The sequence below is a fragment of the Bacillus sp. GbtcB14 genome (assembly GCF_019091205.1).
GTDB classification, from domain to species: domain Bacteria; phylum Bacillota; class Bacilli; order Bacillales; family Bacillaceae_G; genus Bacillus_A; species Bacillus_A cereus_AG.
The window spans coordinates 778,469-795,778 of record NZ_JAGXJT010000001.1 but is presented as its reverse complement, the minus strand read 5'-3'; the positions used below and the strand labels follow the sequence as shown (position 1 = coordinate 795,778).

Genomic DNA, 17,310 nt, shown 5'->3' with positions numbered 1-17,310 from the left:
ATTACTTACCTTGTTTAGATAAGTGGAATTTCTCCATGATACCTTGGTTAGAGAATAAGTTACGAACTGTATCAGATGGTTTAGCACCATTTCCTAACCATTTTAATGCTGCTTCTTCGTTGATCTTAACTTCAGCTGGTTGAGCAACCGGATTGTAAGTACCGATTTCCTCAATGAAACGTCCGTCACGAGGAGAACGAGAATCTGCAACAACTACACGATAGAAAGGAGTTTTTTTAGCTCCCATACGTTTTAAACGAATTTTAACTGCCATTTATAAAGCACCTCCGAATTTATTTCACACAGATAATTATATTAGCAAAAAGACTATTGCTTTGTAAAGTATTTTTTCTTAACAGAGCCATCTTTTTTCCTTACATGAATGGAAACTTCAATCCACCTAGTCCTTTTTTCTTACCTTTTTGCATTCCAGTCATCGTTTTCATCATCTTTTTCATATCATCAAATTGCTTGATTAAACGATTGATCTCTTGTACCGTTGTACCGCTACCTTTGGCAATGCGCTTTTTGCGACTAGCATTGATTATTTCCGGTTGTTCTCGCTCTAATTTAGTCATAGAACGAATAATTGCCTCAATATGCCCAATTTGTTTTTCATCAACTTGCGCATTTTTCAGCCCTTTAATTTTATTTGCACCAGGAAGCATTCCTAACAATTCATCAAGCGGTCCAAGTTGACGCACTTGTCCAAGTTGTTCTAGGAAATCGTCAAGCGTAAACGAAAGCGTACGCATTTTTTGCTCAAGTTCTTTTGCTTTCTCTTCATCAACTGTAGCTTGCGCTTTTTCAATTAATGTTAAGACGTCTCCCATCCCTAAAATACGGGATGCCATACGCTCTGGATGGAACGCTTCAATCGCATCTAGTTTTTCACCCATACCAGCAAATTTAATCGGTGTATTTGTTACAGCTTTAATAGATAATGCCGCACCACCGCGCGTATCACCATCTAATTTCGTTAATACAACACCTGTTAAACCTAACTGTTCATGGAAACTTTGTGCAACATTTACCGCGTCTTGACCCGTCATCGCATCGACAACAAGGAAAATTTCATCCGGTTTCGCAACTTCTTTCACTTTCGCTAATTCATCCATTAGTTCTTCATCAATATGCAGGCGACCTGCTGTATCGATTAAAACATAATCGTGATGATCTTCTTTTGCTTTTGCAATCGCTTGTTTCGCAATTTCAACAGGACTTACTTGATCTCCTAAAGAGAATACAGGCATGTCCAATTGCTTCCCTAATGTTTCAAGCTGTTTAATCGCTGCTGGACGGTAAATATCCGCTGCAACAAGCATCGGTTTACGATTATGCTTTTTACGAAGCAAATTCGCAAGCTTACCTGTCGTCGTTGTTTTACCCGCACCTTGCAGACCAACCATCATTATAACAGTCGGTGGCCTATTAGCAACAGCAATTTTGCTTTGCTCTCCGCCCATAAGTTCTGTAAGTTCTTCCTGTACGACTTTAATTACTTGTTGTCCAGGTGTCAAACTTGTCATTACATCTTGTCCGACAGCACGTTCAGACACACGCTTTACAAAATCTTTTACTACTTTAAAGTTAACGTCCGCTTCTAAAAGAGCTAGACGAACTTCTCTCATCATTTCTTTCACATCGGCTTCAGAAACTTTTCCTTTGCCGCGGATTTTTTGCATTGTCTGTTGAAGTCGGTCGGCTAATCCTTCAAATGCCATATTGCCGCCCTCCTAATCTAATTTTTCGATAGCTTCAACAACTTGTTTCATTTCTTCATTCACATGCTCTTCTTCGCTGATTAGCTGTTTTAGCTTTGCAACAAGTCGCTGTCGCTCTTGAAACTTTTGAAGTAATACTAATTTATCTTCATATTCTTCAAGCATCGCTTCAGTCCGTTTAATGTTATCATACACGGCTTGGCGACTTACATCAAATTCTTCCGCAATTTCACCAAGAGATAAATCATCTAGATAATAAAGCGACATATAACTTCTTTGTTTTTGCGTTAACAACGATTGATAAAAATCAAATAAATAGTTCATTCTCGTTGTTTTCTCGAGCATGTTGGATCATCCTTTGTTAAGTGATTTCCCTTTACATGAATTAGTTTACATGGAGTACAAAAGAGTGTCAAGTTTTTTTCTTAACATCACATATTTTTATAGAAAAAGAAGCGGAAAATACCGCTTCTTTCACTTATACTTCTTCTGTTTCTACTAAGTTCGCAAATAAACCATACACATATTGTTCTGGATCAAACTGCTGTAAGTCATCCATTTGCTCTCCTAATCCAACGAATTTCACCGGTACATCCATTTCGTTACGAATTGCTAATACAATACCACCTTTAGCAGTTCCATCTAACTTCGTTAAAACAATACCAGTAACATTCGTTGCTTCACGGAATGTTTTCGCTTGACTTAAACCGTTTTGTCCTGTTGTTGCATCAATAACAAGTAACACTTCGTGAGGAGCCCCTGGTACTTCACGCTCGATTACACGCTTCACTTTCTCTAACTCTTTCATTAAGTTTACTTTGTTTTGTAAGCGTCCTGCTGTGTCACATAGTAATACGTCTACTTTACGTGCTTTCGCGGCTTGTACAGCGTCATACATAACCGCCGCTGGATCAGATCCTGATCCTTGTTTAATCACTTCTACACCAACGCGATCGCCCCATACTTCTAATTGTTCAATCGCTCCCGCACGGAATGTATCTCCTGCCGCCAATAGGACAGACTTACCTTCTGATTTGAATTTATGTGCTAGTTTACCAATCGTCGTCGTTTTCCCTACGCCGTTAACACCGACAAATAAAACAACTGTCAATTGATCCTCTTGCACATTAATTTCGTTACTAAACTCACTATCGCCTTTGTAAATCCCTACTAACTTTTCTGAAATAACAGCTTGTACTTCTTTTGGGTCTTGGATGTTACGACGTTGCACTTCTTCTTTCAATTGATCAATTAATTCCATTACCGTCGAAACTCCGACATCTGCACCAATTAAAATTTCTTCTAATTCCTCAAAGAAATCTTCATCTACTTTACGATAACGATAAACTAAATCATTTACTTTATCTGCAAACGAATTTCTCGTTTTTTCTAATCCATTTTTAAATTTCTCTGTTACTGTATCTGTTTGTTTTGAAATTTTTTCTTTTAATTTTTTAAAGAAGCTCATACTGTCTCATCCTTCCTAATTACTTGCAACTAGTTCTTCTCCATCATCTAAACGAACCGAAACAAGTTTAGATACCCCTGACTCTTGCATTGTTACACCGTACAATACGTCAGACTCTTCCATTGTACCTTTTCTATGTGTAATGACAATAAACTGTGTCTCATCACTAAATCTCTTTAAATACTGCGCAAAACGGGCAACATTCGCCTCATCAAGAGCCGCCTCTACCTCATCTAGTACGCAGAATGGGACTGGGCGCACTTTTAAAATACCAAATAAAAGCGCAATTGCTGTTAAAGCACGCTCTCCACCAGAAAGTAAGCCTAAGTTTTGCAGTTTCTTCCCTGGCGGCTGCGCTACAATATCAATACCCGTATTTAATAAGTCCTCTGGATTCGTCATGACTAAATCCGCTCTACCGCCTCCAAATAATTCAGAGAATACCGATTGAAACTCCATTCGAATTCCTTCAAACGTAGTAGAGAAGCGTTTTTTCATTTCTTCATCCATTTCAGTAATAAGTTGGTGCAATGTCGTTTTCGCTTCTTCTAGGTCATCTTTTTGCTCTAATAAGAATGTATGACGCTCCGCTACACGCTCATACTCTTCAATTGCCCCTAAGTTTACTGCGCCTAGCTCTTCGATGGACAGTTTAATTAGTTTCACCTTTTTACGTGCATCTTCGGCAGGCATCATCATTGTATACTTCAGTTTTGCTGCTTCAAATGAAATCGTATATGTTTCACGTAAATGTTGTAATCTATTTTCTAACTCTACATCAAGTCGGTTTATTTTTACTTCTTGATCTTTCAGCATCTCAAGAATGTATTTATGTTTACCTGTTGTTTCTTTCAGATTACGCTCTAAATGTTCTACTCTCTCTTGTAACGATACGCGTTGTTCACGACGAGAGCGAATTAACTCTGACGTTTGATTACGATCATACGCTTTCTTCTCAATCATATTCGTAATCTGTTCTTCACCACTTGAATTAGATGTCATTTCTTGTTTTAAGAATGCTAAATCCTCTTTTGTTTTGACAAGAGTTGCATCCGTTTCTTCTTTTTCCTTCGTCAATCGTTCAACTTTTTCTTTTTGATTAGATAGGCGTTGTTGCTTTTCAGCCGCTAACACTTTTAACTCAGTCATTTCTTTTTGTACTTTTTCTTTCGAAGAATGCTGCTCACTTTTTTGTTTTGTTAAAGCGACAATTTTGCTATCTAATTCCGTAATCTCCGCTTGAAGCGTTGCTAAAATCTTTTCTAGCTCTTCTTTGCGCCCTTGTATTTTCACTTGATCTTGTAAAAATCCTTCAATCTCTAAATCGTAAATAGATAAACGATCATTAATACGATGTTCTTCTAATTCTAAGCGACTAATTTCTTCTCTTAATTTCTGTTCATCTACACGCTCTGCTTCTACACTTTGCCTTAGTTCGCGTATTTGCACTTCTTTTTCTTGAATCTCTTGCTTTACTGCTTTAACAAAGTTTTCTAACTTCGTTGTTTTTTCTTCCATATCAGTTAACTTGCTCGTCCACTCTTCTAGTTCACGTTGACGTCCTAATAAAGAAGATTTCGCCTGCTTTACCGCTCCACCAGTCATAGAACCGCCAGGGTTCACTACATCACCTTCGATTGTTACAATGCGATATCGGTATTGCAGTTGTTTCGCCAACTCATTCGCCCCACGTAAATCTTTCGCAACAATAACAGTACCTAATAAATTTGAAACTACATTTTCATATTTATTGTTATATTGCACAAGCTCTGCCGCCACACCTACAAACGATGGGTGTTGGTTTACAATACGTAATTGTTCAAATGATAACGATCTACTTTTAATAACAGCTTGCGGTAAAAACGTTGCTCGTCCATGTTTATTTTGTTTTAAAAACGTAATTGCATTACGAGCATGTTCTTCTTTTTGTACGACAATATGCTGCATTGCTGCACCTAGAGCAATCTCCATTGCAATTTCATATTCTTTCGGTACCGTTAACAGTTCTGCAACAGCACCCTCGATACCTTGCAACCTATCTTCTCTAGCTTTTAATACTTCACGTACCCCTTGATAGAAACCAGAGTAATCTTCTTGCATCTCTTCTAGCATTTCTTTTCGAGAACGTGCCTGTTGTACAAATTGATACGCTTGATACAGTTTTGTTTCGTTTTCACTATACTGGGTCTTGCATTTCCCAAGTGCCGTTTCTGTTTTTTGTATATTAGAAAGGATTCCAACTACTTTTTCTTTCACTTGCTCATAACTTTCCACAAGTTTCGTCTTTTTCGCTGTAATTTCCATACGTATTTCTACATATTTCGCATTTTCTTCATCGAGGCGTTCATTTTTTGAGTTTTGTTGTTTAGATTGTTCTTCAATCATAGATAACTCATTACGATGACTAGCTTGTTGATTTAAAAGTTCAATATAGTCACCTTTTAAATTCTCAATTTGTTCTTCTAAATTGTCAGCAAAATTTGCAAACAGTAGCTCATTATCATGCAATTTCGTCTCCAACTCTTTTACTTGATTTACAAATTGCATCAACACTTCTGTACTGGATTCAATTTCCTCATCATAACTTGTAGCTTTCTCTGTTAATTCAACAATTAACTGTTCGAGTTGTGCACAATGCGTCGTTGCATTTTGTTTTCTCTCTTTTAATAACTCACGCTGTCCTTCTAACTTTTCTAGCTCTTTACTAGAAAGAAGAAGTACTTCTTGTAAGGAATCTACAGACTCATCTACTGCTTGTAATTGCCCTCGTAATTCCTCAAGCTCTTCTTCACCTTTTTGTAAATGCGTTGACATTTTAGCTTCTTCGTTTTTATTATGCCCAAACTGATTTCGAAGCGCTTCCCATTTCTCATGTAATTCTTCAATTTCATGTACAATAAGCGCCGCTTCTACTTTCTCTAATTCTTCTTTTTTCTCGAGATAATCTTTCGCAATAGAAGCTTGTCTTTCTAAAGGTTCTACTTGACTACTTAATTCGTGAATGATATCTTGTACACGATTTAAGTTTTCTTGTGTTTCTGCTAATTTCACTTCAGCTTTCTTTTTACGAAGTTTGTATTTCAGCACTCCCGCCGCTTCTTCAAATACACCACGACGTTCTTCTGATTTACTACTTAAAATCTCTTCGACTTTCCCCTGGCTAATAATCGAAAAAGCTTCTCTTCCCATACCAGAGTCCATAAATAAATCGATAATATCTTTCAATCTACATGATTGTTTATTAATATAAAAATCACTATCACCAGAACGAGATACACGACGCGTTACACACACCTCATTATATTCAATCGGTAAACGTTGATCTTCATTATTTAAAGTTAATGTTACTTCAGCAACATTAACTGCTCTTCTCGTATCACTGCCTGCAAAAATAATATCCTCCATCTTTGCACCACGTAATGATTTTGCAGATTGTTCACCAAGTACCCAGCGAATCGCATCAGTAATATTACTTTTCCCACTTCCGTTAGGTCCTACTACAGAAGTTACACCTGGGACAAAATCAACAGATACACGCTCAGCAAAAGACTTAAACCCTGCTATTTCTAATCTTTTTAAAAACACGAAAGGCCTTCCTCCTATTCTCCGTTGTTATAACTGTTGTCTATACAAAAACAAGCTATTATACGGATTTCCCTTCCTTTTATTCACAAATAAAAAGAAAGTTTCATTCTATGCATAAGGAATCCCCCTCATTCAAAGGGGGATTCCTTATAGTTGTTCTTTTAATTTTTTCAATGCTTCTGCAGCAGCTTGTTGCTCTGCTTCTTTTTTCGACTTGCCACTTCCAAGACCTAATGCCTCATTATTTAAAGTTACACGTGACACAAATTCTCGGTTATGAGCCGGTCCTTTTTCTTGCAAAATTTGATACTCAATATTGCCACTACCATCACGCTGAATCAACTCTTGTAATTGACTCTTATAATCCATCACATGAGAAAAAGCACCTTCATTAATTTTCGGATATACAACTTCTTTTAAGAATCCCCAAACTGTTTCAAGCCCTTGATCAAGATAAAGGGCACCAATAAACGCTTCAAAGACATCCGCTAATAAAGCTGGTCGTTCACGTCCACCCGTCATTTCCTCACCTTTCCCTAATAAAACAAGGCTACCAAATGACAATTCGTTTGCAAAACGAACAAGAGATGGTTCACATACAATAGCTGCACGTAGTTTTGTTAACTCTCCTTCGCTCATTGTCGGATATTTTTGAAACAGATACTGTGATACAGTGAGTTCCAATACAGCATCACCAAGAAATTCAAGACGCTCATTGTCCTCATGCGGTTTTTTTCGATGCTCATTCACATACGATGAATGCGTAAATGCTTGAATCAATAATTTTTCATCTGAAAACGTAATACCTATCTCTTCTTGAAATACTTTAAACGCTTCACGATATTTTGTTTCGTATTTTTTTTCTCTATGTTTTCGGTACGGCATAAGTCCCTCCAGATATAAGCCGAGAAGCCCCGCTAAAAAACGGGACTTCACTTAAGCATTATAGATGACTCTCTATGTAAGTCACAGCATCGCCAACAGTAGCAATCTTTTCAGCATCTTCATCAGAAATTTCCATTTCGAATTCATCTTCCAATTGCATTACAAGTTCTACTACATCTAGGGAGTCTGCGCCTAAATCTTCTTTAAAGCTCGCAGCTGGTACTACTTCAGTTTCTTCTACACCTAAACGATCAACGATGATTTTTGTTACACGCTCTAAAACATCTGCCATTCCATTCACCTCCCCTCAAATATTATATTAAATATTGACCAAAAAAACTAGCCGAAATCAATTCTTTTATTACATTACCATACCGCCATCAACATTTAACGTTTGACCTGTAACATATTTGCTTTGATCAGAAGCAAAAAACGTTACAGCATTTGCGATATCCTCCGCTTCACCAAACTGAGCTACAGGAATTAATTTTAACATTTCAGCTTTTATATTTTCATCTAATACATCTGTCATATCTGTCGCAATAAACCCAGGAGCAATTGCATTTACAGTAATATTACGGCTCGCTAACTCTTTTGCTGATGTTTTTGTTAATCCAATTACACCCGCTTTAGCAGCTACATAGTTTGCTTGTCCTGGATTACCTGTTACTCCAACAACAGAAGCGATATTAATAATACGTCCATGACGTTGACGCATCATATATCGAGATACTGCCTTCGTACATAAAAATACACCTTTTAGGTTTGTATTAATAACTGTATCCCATTCTTCTTCTTTCATACGCATTAATAAATTATCTTTTGTTACACCCGCATTATTTACAAGAATATCAACTTGTCCAAATGTATCTACAGTTTGTTTCACCATATTTGTCACATCTTCAGCATTTGCAACATCTGCTCTTACTGCAATTGCATCCGAACCTAATTTCTTTATTTCATCAACTACTTCATTTGCCTTTTGCTCATTACCAGCATAATTTACTACAACATTTGCCCCTTGTTTCGCTAAATCAATCGCAATCGCACGACCAATTCCACGCGAAGCGCCAGTTACTAATGCTACTTTCCCTTTTAACATCAGTTTTCTCCTCTCAAATTCGAAATGGTATCTTTTAATGTCTCTTCATCGTATATCGCATATGCTTTTACTGATGAATCAATTGACTTCATAAGTCCAGCAAGTACTTTCCCAGGTCCAATCTCAATAAATGTATCTACCCCTTGATTCACCATGTTTTCAATGGATGGGTACCATAAGACAGGCGAATAGAGCTGTTCAATTAGCTTTTCTTGAATATGTGCACCACTTGTAATAACGTCTGCTGTTACATTCGCGATTACAGGAATATTTGTATCTTGAATTATAATTTCATTTAAGACACTTTGGAACTTCTCCGCTGCTGGCTTCATAAGCGAAGAGTGGAACGGTCCACTTACCTTAAGCGGAATTGCTCTCTTTGCACCATTTTCTTTCGCTCTTTGAGAAGCAATCTCGACTCCTTGCTTTGTTCCAGAAATCACAATTTGCTTCGTACTATTCATATTAGCGATTTGTACTGCATATCCTTCACTTGTTACTTCTTCTGTAACTTGTTTCAGCATATGTGGATCAGCACCTAAAATAGCCGCCATTGCACCTTCTCCGCCAGGAACAGCTTCTTCCATGTATTCCCCACGTTTCCTTACAGCATATACAGCGTCTTCAAAAGTTATTGCACCCGCTGCTACAAGAGCACTATATTCACCTAAACTATGTCCTGCAACAAAGTCTGGTGTAACATCATACTCTTTCAAAGCTGTCAAAATAGCAAAACTCGTTGTTAATAAGGCAGGCTGCGCATTTGTCGTTAACGTCAGCTTTTCCTGCGGCCCTTCAAAAATCACTTCTGAAAGTGAATCTTGCAACACCTCATCTGCTTTTGCAAACACATTTGCAACCTCTTTATTATTCTCCGCTAACTGTTTACCCATTCCAACTGCCTGTGAACCTTGGCCCGGAAAAAGAAATGCTAGTTTTCCCATTTCAAATCCTCCTCTTATTGGAGTGGCTCTTTCTCCATTACGCTTGAAATAGTAGGAATAACTTCTTTCGCTACCATTTCTCTCGTTTGACGAATCGCACTAAATATTGATTGGTCATTGGAAGAACCGTGAGCCTTAATGACAGGAGCTTTCAATCCAAATAATGCCGCTCCTCCATACTCCGAATAATCCATTTTATCTTTTAATACCATAAGTTTTGGCTTTAATACCGCTGCTGCTAATTTGCTCGTAAACGAACTCATCAATTGCTCTTTTAACATAGAGAATAATGCAAGTGCTGTTCCTTCTAATGATTTCAGTGCTACATTCCCTGTAAAACCATCACATACAACAACATCTGCTACACCTTGCAATAAATCTCTTGATTCAACATTCCCAACGAAATTAATTGGGGCATCCTTAAGCATTGCAAAGACTTGTTTTGAAAGCTCGTTCCCTTTGCCATCCTCTGTTCCAACGTTTAAAAGGCCAACGCGAGGATTTTTAATTCCTCTTACTTTCTCAGCGTATACAGATCCCATTACTGCATATTGATATAAATGAATTGGTTTTGCATCAACGTTCGCTCCAACATCTAACATAACAAAACCTTCTCCATCAACAGTTGGCATTGTAGGGGATAATGCTGGTCGTTCAATCCCTTCCATACGACCTACAACAAACAATCCAGCCGCCATTAAAGCTCCTGTACTACCAGCTGATATACAAGCATCGGCTACGCCGTCTTTCACTTGCTGCGCTGCTAGTACCATTGAAGCTTGTTTTTTTCGACGAACCGCTCTTACTGGTTCATCTGTCGATTCGATTTTTTCATCTGTATGAAGTATAGTAATTCGTTCTTCACTCGTTAAGTATTGACGAATTTCCTCTTCTTTACCTACTAACGTAATATGTAAATCAGAATATTCCTTAATAGCTTTCATTGCTCCTAATACGACAGACTTTGGGGCATGATCGCCGCCCATTGCATCTATTGCGATTTTCATAAGTTGTTACCTTCCTCACTATAATTACTAGATCGATACATTTCAAAAGTGCCTGTAAAAACAAGTTCTTCTCCAACAAAGCTACGCACTTTGACAACGGTCCGTCCTTTATCATTCTCTACATCTTCAACGCGCGCTTTTGCAACAACACGCTCTCCTAATTTTACAGGACGAATGTATCGAATGGTAGACTTTGCAGTTAAAGCTAATTCTTCATCAATAACCGCAACAGCTAGTGAGTTTGCTTGTGCAAACAAATGATGCCCACGGGCAATCTGATTTCTTTTAAATACGTGTTCTACCTTCACTTCAAAGATAGAAATCGCATGTCTATCTAATTCTATATCGATAATTTCTCCGACAACCTCTTCTAACGGTAAAGATTTCACATCTTCTTCATGTTGCTTTGTAGCTACATGTTTAATTCTTTCTCTTAATTCAGGAATAGATAATTCCATACGATCAAGACGTACAGTTTGTATACTCACTTGAAATTTTTCTGCTAAATCTTCATCCGTAATAAAAGGATTCGTTTCTATTGTTTGTTGTAATAATTCTTGTCTTTCTTTTTTACTTCTTCTTTTTTTCATACCGCACCATCCATTTTTATGACTAGGTACTAACAGTAGTATATAATCATTAAAAGTAGAATGCAACAAAAACTTTCGTTGCCTCCCTTTAATCGAGCTTCTCTCCTTGGAACACACCTGTCCCGTCAAGATAAGTACGCAGCGAAGCATACTGATCATTATGCCAAAACGCTTCTGAATCTACTAGTAACGCCGCATCTTGTCTAGCTGTTTCTAACGCTCGATAATCATGTACCATATCAGCAACCTTGAATTCTGGCAAACCACTTTGCTTACTTCCAAAGAAATCTCCAGGACCTCTTAACTCTAAATCTTTTTCTGACAATACAAATCCATCATTCGTTTCGGTCATAATACGCATACGCTCTTTTCCCGTTTCCGATTTTGGATCCGCGATTAATAAACAATATGATTGTTCACTACCACGCCCAACACGCCCCCTGAGCTGATGGAGCTGCGATAAACCGAAACGCTCTGCATCATAAATAACCATTACAGTCGCATTCGGTACGTTTACACCTACTTCAACAACTGTTGTTGACACGAGAATTTGTACTTTATTTTCACTAAATTGCCCCATTATCTCTTCTTTTTCTTGAGATGATAGTCTTCCATGCATTAATCCGACTTGGCATTTCCCTTGATAATGATGAGTCAGCATACTATGTAAGTCGATCGCATTTTGTACATCAAGTTTCTCAGATTCTTCAATAAGGGGACAAATAACATATGCTTGTCTTCCTTTTTTTATCTCCTTCTCCACAAAACCGAGAACTCGATCTAACATATCATGTTTTGCCCAGTATGTTTCAATTACCTTTCTACCAGCTGGCATCTCATCGATTATAGAAACATCCATCTCTCCAAATGCAGTAATTGCTAACGTACGCGGTATTGGTGTCGCCGTCATAAATAAAACATCTGGACTTTCACCTTTCTCCCTTAAAACTCGTCGCTGCGCTACACCAAATCGATGTTGTTCATCAGTAATAACGAGACCTAACCTATGAAAAATAACTTCATCTTGAATTAAAGCATGTGTTCCAACAAGGATATCTATTTCTCCTTGTTCTAATTTCGCCAAAATCTCTCGACGCCTTACACCTTTAACAGAACTTGTTAACAATTCAACCTTCATACCAAAGTGCGAGAATGTCTCTGCGAGCGATTGATAATGTTGCTCTGCTAAAATTTCTGTAGGAACCATTAAAGCACCTTGATAATGTGCTAATTTCGCTGCATAAAGGCCAATTGCTGCAACAACTGTTTTCCCAGAACCTACATCACCTTGCAACAGACGATTCATCCGATAAGGAGATGTCATATCTTTCATAATTTCATCTACAACCCGGCGCTGTGCACCAGTTAAGGGAAACGGAAGCGCATCGATAAACTCTTGCAATTCTGCTGAAGGAATTTCTTTTTTTGTCCCTTTCGAATTTTCCCTCTCCATTTTCCGTAATGTTTGCATTTTCAGCTGAAATAAGAAAAACTCCTCATATACAAAACGGCGACGTGCTTGTTTTAAATCTTCCTGCCCTACTGGAAAATGCAACGCCCGAAGCGCTTCATAACGCGGCAATAATTTATATCGACTTAGCAATCCATCAGGCAACACTTCAACTATAGAGTCTCCATACTCCTTTAACGCTTGGGCAATAAAACGACGCATCTGTTTTACTGTAAGTTTCCCTTTCACTGAGTATACAGGCTCTACTTCTTGTTGACGTACAACCGGTCCAAAATGAAGCTCTGATACCGCAATCGTTTGACGATGCTGATCCCATTTACCAGTAATCGTTACCGTTTCATCTAAATTTAACTTTTGCTTATAGTACGGCCTATTAAAACATACAGCTGTAATTAAATAACGACCGACGAGGACACGAACCGTAAGACGCGACTTCTTTTTCCCATAATATTGCAGTAAAGGAGCACTATGAACTTTCCCCTCAACTGTTACCCGTTCATCATGCTTTACTTCAGCAAGATCTTTCATCGCATAATCTTCATAACGGTACGGAAAATGTTCTAATAGATGAGAAACTGTATAAATTCCCATCTCGTGTAGTAATTCAGATGTTTCTCCTCCGATTCCCTTTACATCCGTAACAGGAACTTGTACAACTTCATTCAAGATTCTCACGCTCCGTCACATTATTTTCTTTGATTCATTCATACTATTGACATCTGTAATCGCTCTCTTTCACCCTATATATTCTATCATAGGCATTCTAAGAGAAACTACTCAAATCCCTCGTAAGCAACACGAAAGAAAAGAGCCTCACTATTAGCAGCAAGGCTCTTTTTTATCTTCAATATGCTAGCCTTTTGAATAAAAACTAGTAATGAACTTCATATTACTACTTCTTATCCATTAGCAAGTAAGTAATCCATTTATTTTCAAAACGAATTTTTTCTTATTCTACAGAGAAGATGAACGAATACACCGGTTGGTTTCCAGCATGTACTTCTACTTCTGCATCTTCAAAATTCTCTTCTACAAATTCAACTAACTCAGCTACTTCTTCGTCTGTTGCATCTTCACCTTGTAGAATCGTTACAATTTCAGAATCTTCATCAATAAGTGCTTCTAGTAATTGCTTCGCAGCTCCTACTTTTGCAGCATTTGTTGATACGATTTTTCCATCTGCAATACACATGAAATCATCTTTTTGAATTGCTACACCATCAATTTCCGTATCACGTACAGCATACGTAATTTGACCGGTTTTCACATGAGATAAAGCTTCTTTCATGTTTTCTTCATTCTCTTCTAACGTTCCAACTGGATTAAATGCTAACATTGCAGCCATACCTTGAGGAACTGTTTTTGAACGAACTACAATCACTTCTTGATCAACAACTGACGCTGCTTGTTCTGCTGCCATCACGATATTTCCGTTGTTCGGTAAAATAATGATTTTTTCAGCGTTCGCTTCTTCAATCGCCTTCACAATATCCTCCGTACTTGGATTCATCGTTTGGCCACCTTCGATCACTTTCGTCGCGCCAATGCTCTCAAATAAAGTTTTGATACCAGATCCCATAGCTACAGTTACGATACCGTACGGTTGTTTCTCTTTAGACTGGGTAGCCGGCTCAGGCATCATAGTAGGCTCATCTAATAAAGCAGTATGCTGTTCACGCATATTTTCTACTTTAATCTTAATTAAACTACCATAGCGTTGTCCATAATTCATAGGATCTCCAGGGTGTTCCGCATGAATATGAACCTTAACAACCTCATCGTCTGATACAACAAGTAGTGAATCTCCGTATACACTAATATCTTCACGGAATTTTTGTTCAGAGAAATTATGTTCTTTCATTTTTTCAGGCTCTAATTTCACCATGAATTCCGTACAATATCCATACTTTATATCTTCTGTACTCAATTGGCTTTGTACACTACGGTGATGTTCTGCGCGTACCATGTCATTCATAGATGGTTGGGCAGGCACATTAGAAGAAATCGTTTCTCCTTTTAAGTCAGCTAAAAATCCTTCATATACAACAACAAGACCTTTACCACCGCTATCTACAACGCCAACTTGTTTTAATACAGGCAATAAATCTGGCGTACGATTTAACGATGCATTCGCTTCTTTCACAACGTCTTCCATAAACAAAACAAAGTCGCGCTGTTTTTTCGCAACTGTCACTGCATATTTACCCGTTTCTCTTGCAACCGTTAAAATCGTTCCTTCAATCGGTTTCATAACCGCTTTGTAAGCCGCTTCTACCCCAGCATCTAAAGCTGCAGCAAAATCAACTGTTGTTAATTCTTCTTTTTGTTCAATGGATTTAGAGAAACCACGGAACAACTGAGATAAAATAACACCAGAGTTACCACGAGCTCCCATTAATAATCCTTTGGCTAAACTTACACCGACTTTACCAGCGTGCTGTGAAGGATTTGCTTTCACTTCACGTGCGCCTGAAGTCATTGATAAGTTCATGTTTGTACCGGTATCGCCATCTGGAACCGGAAATACGTTTAATGCATCAACAAGCTGAACATTATTTGTTAAATTATTCGCTCCTTGCATGATCATTTGTGATAAACGTTTCCCATCAATTTTTTGAATTGACACAGATTTTCCTCCTTAATGCACATTACAAGTTTATTACTTTAACTCCTTGTACGTAGATGTTTACAGAATCTACTGCTAGTCCTACAGTTTGATCTAATGTATATTTCACTTTCGTCTGCACGTTATGTGCTACTTCTGAAATTTTCGTACCATAGCTCACAATAATATACATATCAATATGTACTTCATCTTCATCTTTACGAACAATAACACCTCTAGTGAAGTTTTCTTTTCGTAAAATATCTGTTAAACCATCTTTTAACTGATTTTTTGATGCCATACCTACGATACCGTAGCAATCTACTGCGGCACCTCCAGCAATTGTTGCAATTACATCTGTACTAATATCAATTTGACCATACTTCGTTTTAATTTCAATTGACATCTCGTTTTCCCCCTTCATAAATGGTGAAAGTGAGCTAGACTACTTTAGTTACTATCATATAATCTTTTTAAAGAAAATTCCATCGTTCTTTCTTTTCACTCTCATATTTTATGTTTCAAATCACATTTTTTATGATGAGCAAAATAGTCCATTGTTATTATACAACATGTACCACTATAATATGTCAAGTAATTTTTCTTGATTTCAACTTTTCATCATCGACATATGGTGTCAAGTAATTTTTCTTGATTTCTTTTTTCTACGGTGTTGCATTCTCTTTTTAGTTGTGTTAAATTATAGTAGTGTTTTTAGCATCGCAAAAAAGACTAACATTGAAAAATTACGTATGGTAAGGTATCAAGGGAGGGAAATATAAATGGCTCGTGTTTGTGCTATCACTGGAAGAAAAGCTCGTTCTGGTAACTCTCGTTCTCACGCAATGAACGCTACAAAACGTAAATGGGGCGCTAACCTTCAAAAAGTTCGCGTACGCATCGACGGAAAAGTTCAACGTGTTTACGTTTCTGCTAGAGCATTAAAATCTGGCAAAATCGAACGTGTTTAATAATAAAAAAAAGAGCCGCTAGGCTCTTTTTTTACTATGACAATAGAAAAAGCACCGGTAATAGGTGCTTTTTTTAATCTTTTTTGAAGGTATTTAACATGGCACGAACAATTCCACCAAGAAATTTAGGTAACTTAATTGTATAAAATCTCATGGTTTCCCTCCTAATCCCCATTACTCCACTTGTTCACTATATGATGTAAGGAGCAAAATTGTTTCTTTAATCAGTGCTTCTTATCACCATTAATATGCCAGAAGTAAATGAAAAAGTACCTTTTTCCTCAACGAGTTCATTACTAATACAAAGTGTTGATCCCCACTCTATTGTTTTATTAGTTAGAGGATACTTAAAACCAAGTAATGTAATCCCTTCCACTATTTCAGTAACTGGCACAAAAGATACATAAGGGAAATTTTTATTGTCTTCAATTATATGTGTACCCACTTTTTTCACGCTTATTTCATTTTTATTGTCTACAATACACATTTCTATCCCTACTTCTAGCCCTCTTAAAAGCATCTGTATATTTGCTAAACCGTGATCCAGCCTTCCACCAGTAGCACCAAAAATACGAATCAATGTCGGATTTTGTTCTAACGCCCAGTTAATCGCAATTTCTAAATCTGTTTGGTCTTTTTCACGAGGCACAATATGTAAGTCATTTGTTTGCTGACCCATCCATACTAATTCCTCTTCAGTAACTGAATCGTAATCTCCAAACGCAACAGCTGGAGTAATTCCTCCTTTTAATAAACGATATACACCTCTATCAACTGCCGCCCACACTACTTTCTCATTTTCATATCGAGAAAAATCTGCACAATATTCCGCAGGTCCGCCCGCTAAAATATGAATAATCATGTTTCCTTCCCCTTCTATTGTAAAAAGGCAATCTGCCATTCGGTAGATTGCCTTTTTACATATTTTTTCTCTACCCTTTATCCTAGTGAAAACTTA

General features: G+C 37.5%; 17 protein-coding genes. 1 reads left to right on the top strand and 16 read right to left on the bottom strand.

Annotated elements, in window-relative coordinates:
• Position 1 precedes the first annotated feature (1 nt).
• From rpsP to KVT31_RS04215, 14 genes are all read right to left on the bottom strand, one after another.
• Positions 2-274, bottom strand: a complete 273-nt coding sequence (gene rpsP, locus KVT31_RS04280; RefSeq protein WP_000268750.1) for a 30S ribosomal protein S16 — start codon at positions 272-274, stop codon at positions 2-4.
• A 100-nt stretch (positions 275-374) separates the two neighbouring features.
• On the bottom strand, positions 375-1,724 hold the full coding sequence (gene ffh / locus KVT31_RS04275) for a signal recognition particle protein (protein WP_000863466.1): 1,350 nt from the start codon (positions 1,722-1,724) through the stop codon (positions 375-377).
• Between the two features lie 12 nt (positions 1,725-1,736).
• Entirely contained in the window at positions 1,737-2,069 is a 333-nt protein-coding gene (locus KVT31_RS04270; protein ID WP_000891061.1) for a putative DNA-binding protein, read from the bottom strand.
• 133 nt (positions 2,070-2,202) lie between these two features.
• On the bottom strand, positions 2,203-3,192 hold the full coding sequence (ftsY, locus tag KVT31_RS04265) for a signal recognition particle-docking protein FtsY (RefSeq protein WP_088097495.1): 990 nt from the start codon (positions 3,190-3,192) through the stop codon (positions 2,203-2,205).
• 15 nt (positions 3,193-3,207) lie between these two features.
• Complete coding sequence (gene smc, locus KVT31_RS04260; RefSeq protein ID WP_088097496.1) at positions 3,208-6,777, bottom strand: chromosome segregation protein SMC; 3,570 nt, start codon at positions 6,775-6,777, stop codon at positions 3,208-3,210.
• A 147-nt stretch (positions 6,778-6,924) separates the two neighbouring features.
• Complete coding sequence (rncS, locus tag KVT31_RS04255) at positions 6,925-7,662, bottom strand: ribonuclease III (RefSeq protein WP_098341877.1); 738 nt, start codon at positions 7,660-7,662, stop codon at positions 6,925-6,927.
• Between the two features lie 58 nt (positions 7,663-7,720).
• The gene (gene acpP, locus KVT31_RS04250; RefSeq protein WP_000786062.1) at positions 7,721-7,954 is read right to left on the bottom strand and encodes an acyl carrier protein; all 234 of its coding nucleotides are present in this window, start codon (positions 7,952-7,954) and stop codon (positions 7,721-7,723) included.
• 69 nt (positions 7,955-8,023) lie between these two features.
• Positions 8,024-8,764: a 3-oxoacyl-[acyl-carrier-protein] reductase gene (gene fabG, locus KVT31_RS04245; protein ID WP_061678211.1), complete on the bottom strand. Its 741-nt coding sequence runs from the start codon at positions 8,762-8,764 to the stop codon at positions 8,024-8,026.
• Positions 8,764-9,708, bottom strand: coding sequence for an ACP S-malonyltransferase (gene fabD / locus KVT31_RS04240; protein ID WP_088097498.1), 945 nt, complete (start codon positions 9,706-9,708; stop codon positions 8,764-8,766). The genes fabG and fabD overlap by 1 nt, the downstream gene beginning before the upstream one ends.
• Positions 9,709-9,722: 14 nt before the next feature.
• Entirely contained in the window at positions 9,723-10,715 is a 993-nt protein-coding gene (gene plsX / locus KVT31_RS04235; RefSeq protein WP_088097499.1) for a phosphate acyltransferase PlsX, read from the bottom strand.
• Entirely contained in the window at positions 10,712-11,305 is a 594-nt protein-coding gene (gene fapR / locus KVT31_RS04230) for a transcription factor FapR (protein WP_000747352.1), read from the bottom strand. The genes plsX and fapR overlap by 4 nt, the downstream gene beginning before the upstream one ends.
• Before the next feature lie 88 nt (positions 11,306-11,393).
• Positions 11,394-13,442 carry an ATP-dependent DNA helicase RecG gene (gene recG / locus KVT31_RS04225; RefSeq protein WP_088097500.1) on the bottom strand — a complete coding sequence of 683 codons (2,049 nt, stop codon included), beginning with the start codon at positions 13,440-13,442 and terminating at the stop codon, positions 11,394-11,396.
• A gap of 283 nt (positions 13,443-13,725) precedes the next feature.
• Positions 13,726-15,402 (bottom strand): DAK2 domain-containing protein, encoded by a 1,677-nt coding sequence (locus KVT31_RS04220; protein ID WP_088097501.1) that lies wholly within the window; start codon positions 15,400-15,402, stop codon positions 13,726-13,728.
• 22 nt (positions 15,403-15,424) lie between these two features.
• Positions 15,425-15,787, bottom strand: a complete 363-nt coding sequence (locus KVT31_RS04215) for an Asp23/Gls24 family envelope stress response protein (RefSeq protein WP_000021109.1) — start codon at positions 15,785-15,787, stop codon at positions 15,425-15,427.
• 376 nt (positions 15,788-16,163) lie between these two features.
• Here KVT31_RS04215 and rpmB point away from each other — a divergent pair, with 376 nt between their 5' ends.
• On the top strand, positions 16,164-16,352 hold the full coding sequence (rpmB, locus tag KVT31_RS04210) for a 50S ribosomal protein L28 (RefSeq protein WP_000124776.1): 189 nt from the start codon (positions 16,164-16,166) through the stop codon (positions 16,350-16,352).
• Between the two features lie 73 nt (positions 16,353-16,425).
• On the opposite strand, the gene spoVM is transcribed toward rpmB, so the two are convergent.
• Both spoVM and KVT31_RS04200 read right to left on the bottom strand, forming a co-directional pair.
• Positions 16,426-16,506, bottom strand: coding sequence for a stage V sporulation protein SpoVM (gene spoVM / locus KVT31_RS04205; RefSeq protein WP_001213599.1), 81 nt, complete (start codon positions 16,504-16,506; stop codon positions 16,426-16,428).
• 66 nt (positions 16,507-16,572) lie between these two features.
• A complete protein-coding gene (locus tag KVT31_RS04200; protein WP_140392533.1) occupies positions 16,573-17,253 on the bottom strand; it encodes a thiamine diphosphokinase in 681 nt (226 codons plus the stop codon).
• Positions 17,254-17,310: the final 57 nt, after the last annotated feature.

Coding starts and splice junctions, on each gene's coding strand:
- rpsP (WP_000268750.1), bottom strand. CDS start 274: ATGGCAGTTAAAATTCGTTTAAAACGTATGGGAGCTAAAAAAACTCCT.
- ffh (WP_000863466.1), bottom strand. CDS start 1,724: ATGGCATTTGAAGGATTAGCCGACCGACTTCAACAGACAATGCAAAAA.
- KVT31_RS04270 (WP_000891061.1), bottom strand. CDS start 2,069: ATGCTCGAGAAAACAACGAGAATGAACTATTTATTTGATTTTTATCAA.
- ftsY (WP_088097495.1), bottom strand. CDS start 3,192: ATGAGCTTCTTTAAAAAATTAAAAGAAAAAATTTCAAAACAAACAGAT.
- rncS (WP_098341877.1), bottom strand. CDS start 7,662: ATGCCGTACCGAAAACATAGAGAAAAAAAATACGAAACAAAATATCGT.
- acpP (WP_000786062.1), bottom strand. CDS start 7,954: ATGGCAGATGTTTTAGAGCGTGTAACAAAAATCATCGTTGATCGTTTA.
- fabG (WP_061678211.1), bottom strand. CDS start 8,764: ATGTTAAAAGGGAAAGTAGCATTAGTAACTGGCGCTTCGCGTGGAATT.
- fabD (WP_088097498.1), bottom strand. CDS start 9,708: ATGGGAAAACTAGCATTTCTTTTTCCGGGCCAAGGTTCACAGGCAGTT.
- plsX (WP_088097499.1), bottom strand. CDS start 10,715: ATGAAAATCGCAATAGATGCAATGGGCGGCGATCATGCCCCAAAGTCT.
- fapR (WP_000747352.1), bottom strand. CDS start 11,305: ATGAAAAAAAGAAGAAGTAAAAAAGAAAGACAAGAATTATTACAACAA.
- KVT31_RS04215 (WP_000021109.1), bottom strand. CDS start 15,787: ATGTCAATTGAAATTAAAACGAAGTATGGTCAAATTGATATTAGTACA.
- rpmB (WP_000124776.1), top strand. CDS start 16,164: ATGGCTCGTGTTTGTGCTATCACTGGAAGAAAAGCTCGTTCTGGTAAC.
- spoVM (WP_001213599.1), bottom strand. CDS start 16,506: ATGAGATTTTATACAATTAAGTTACCTAAATTTCTTGGTGGAATTGTT.
- KVT31_RS04200 (WP_140392533.1), bottom strand. CDS start 17,253: ATGGCAGATTGCCTTTTTACAATAGAAGGGGAAGGAAACATGATTATT.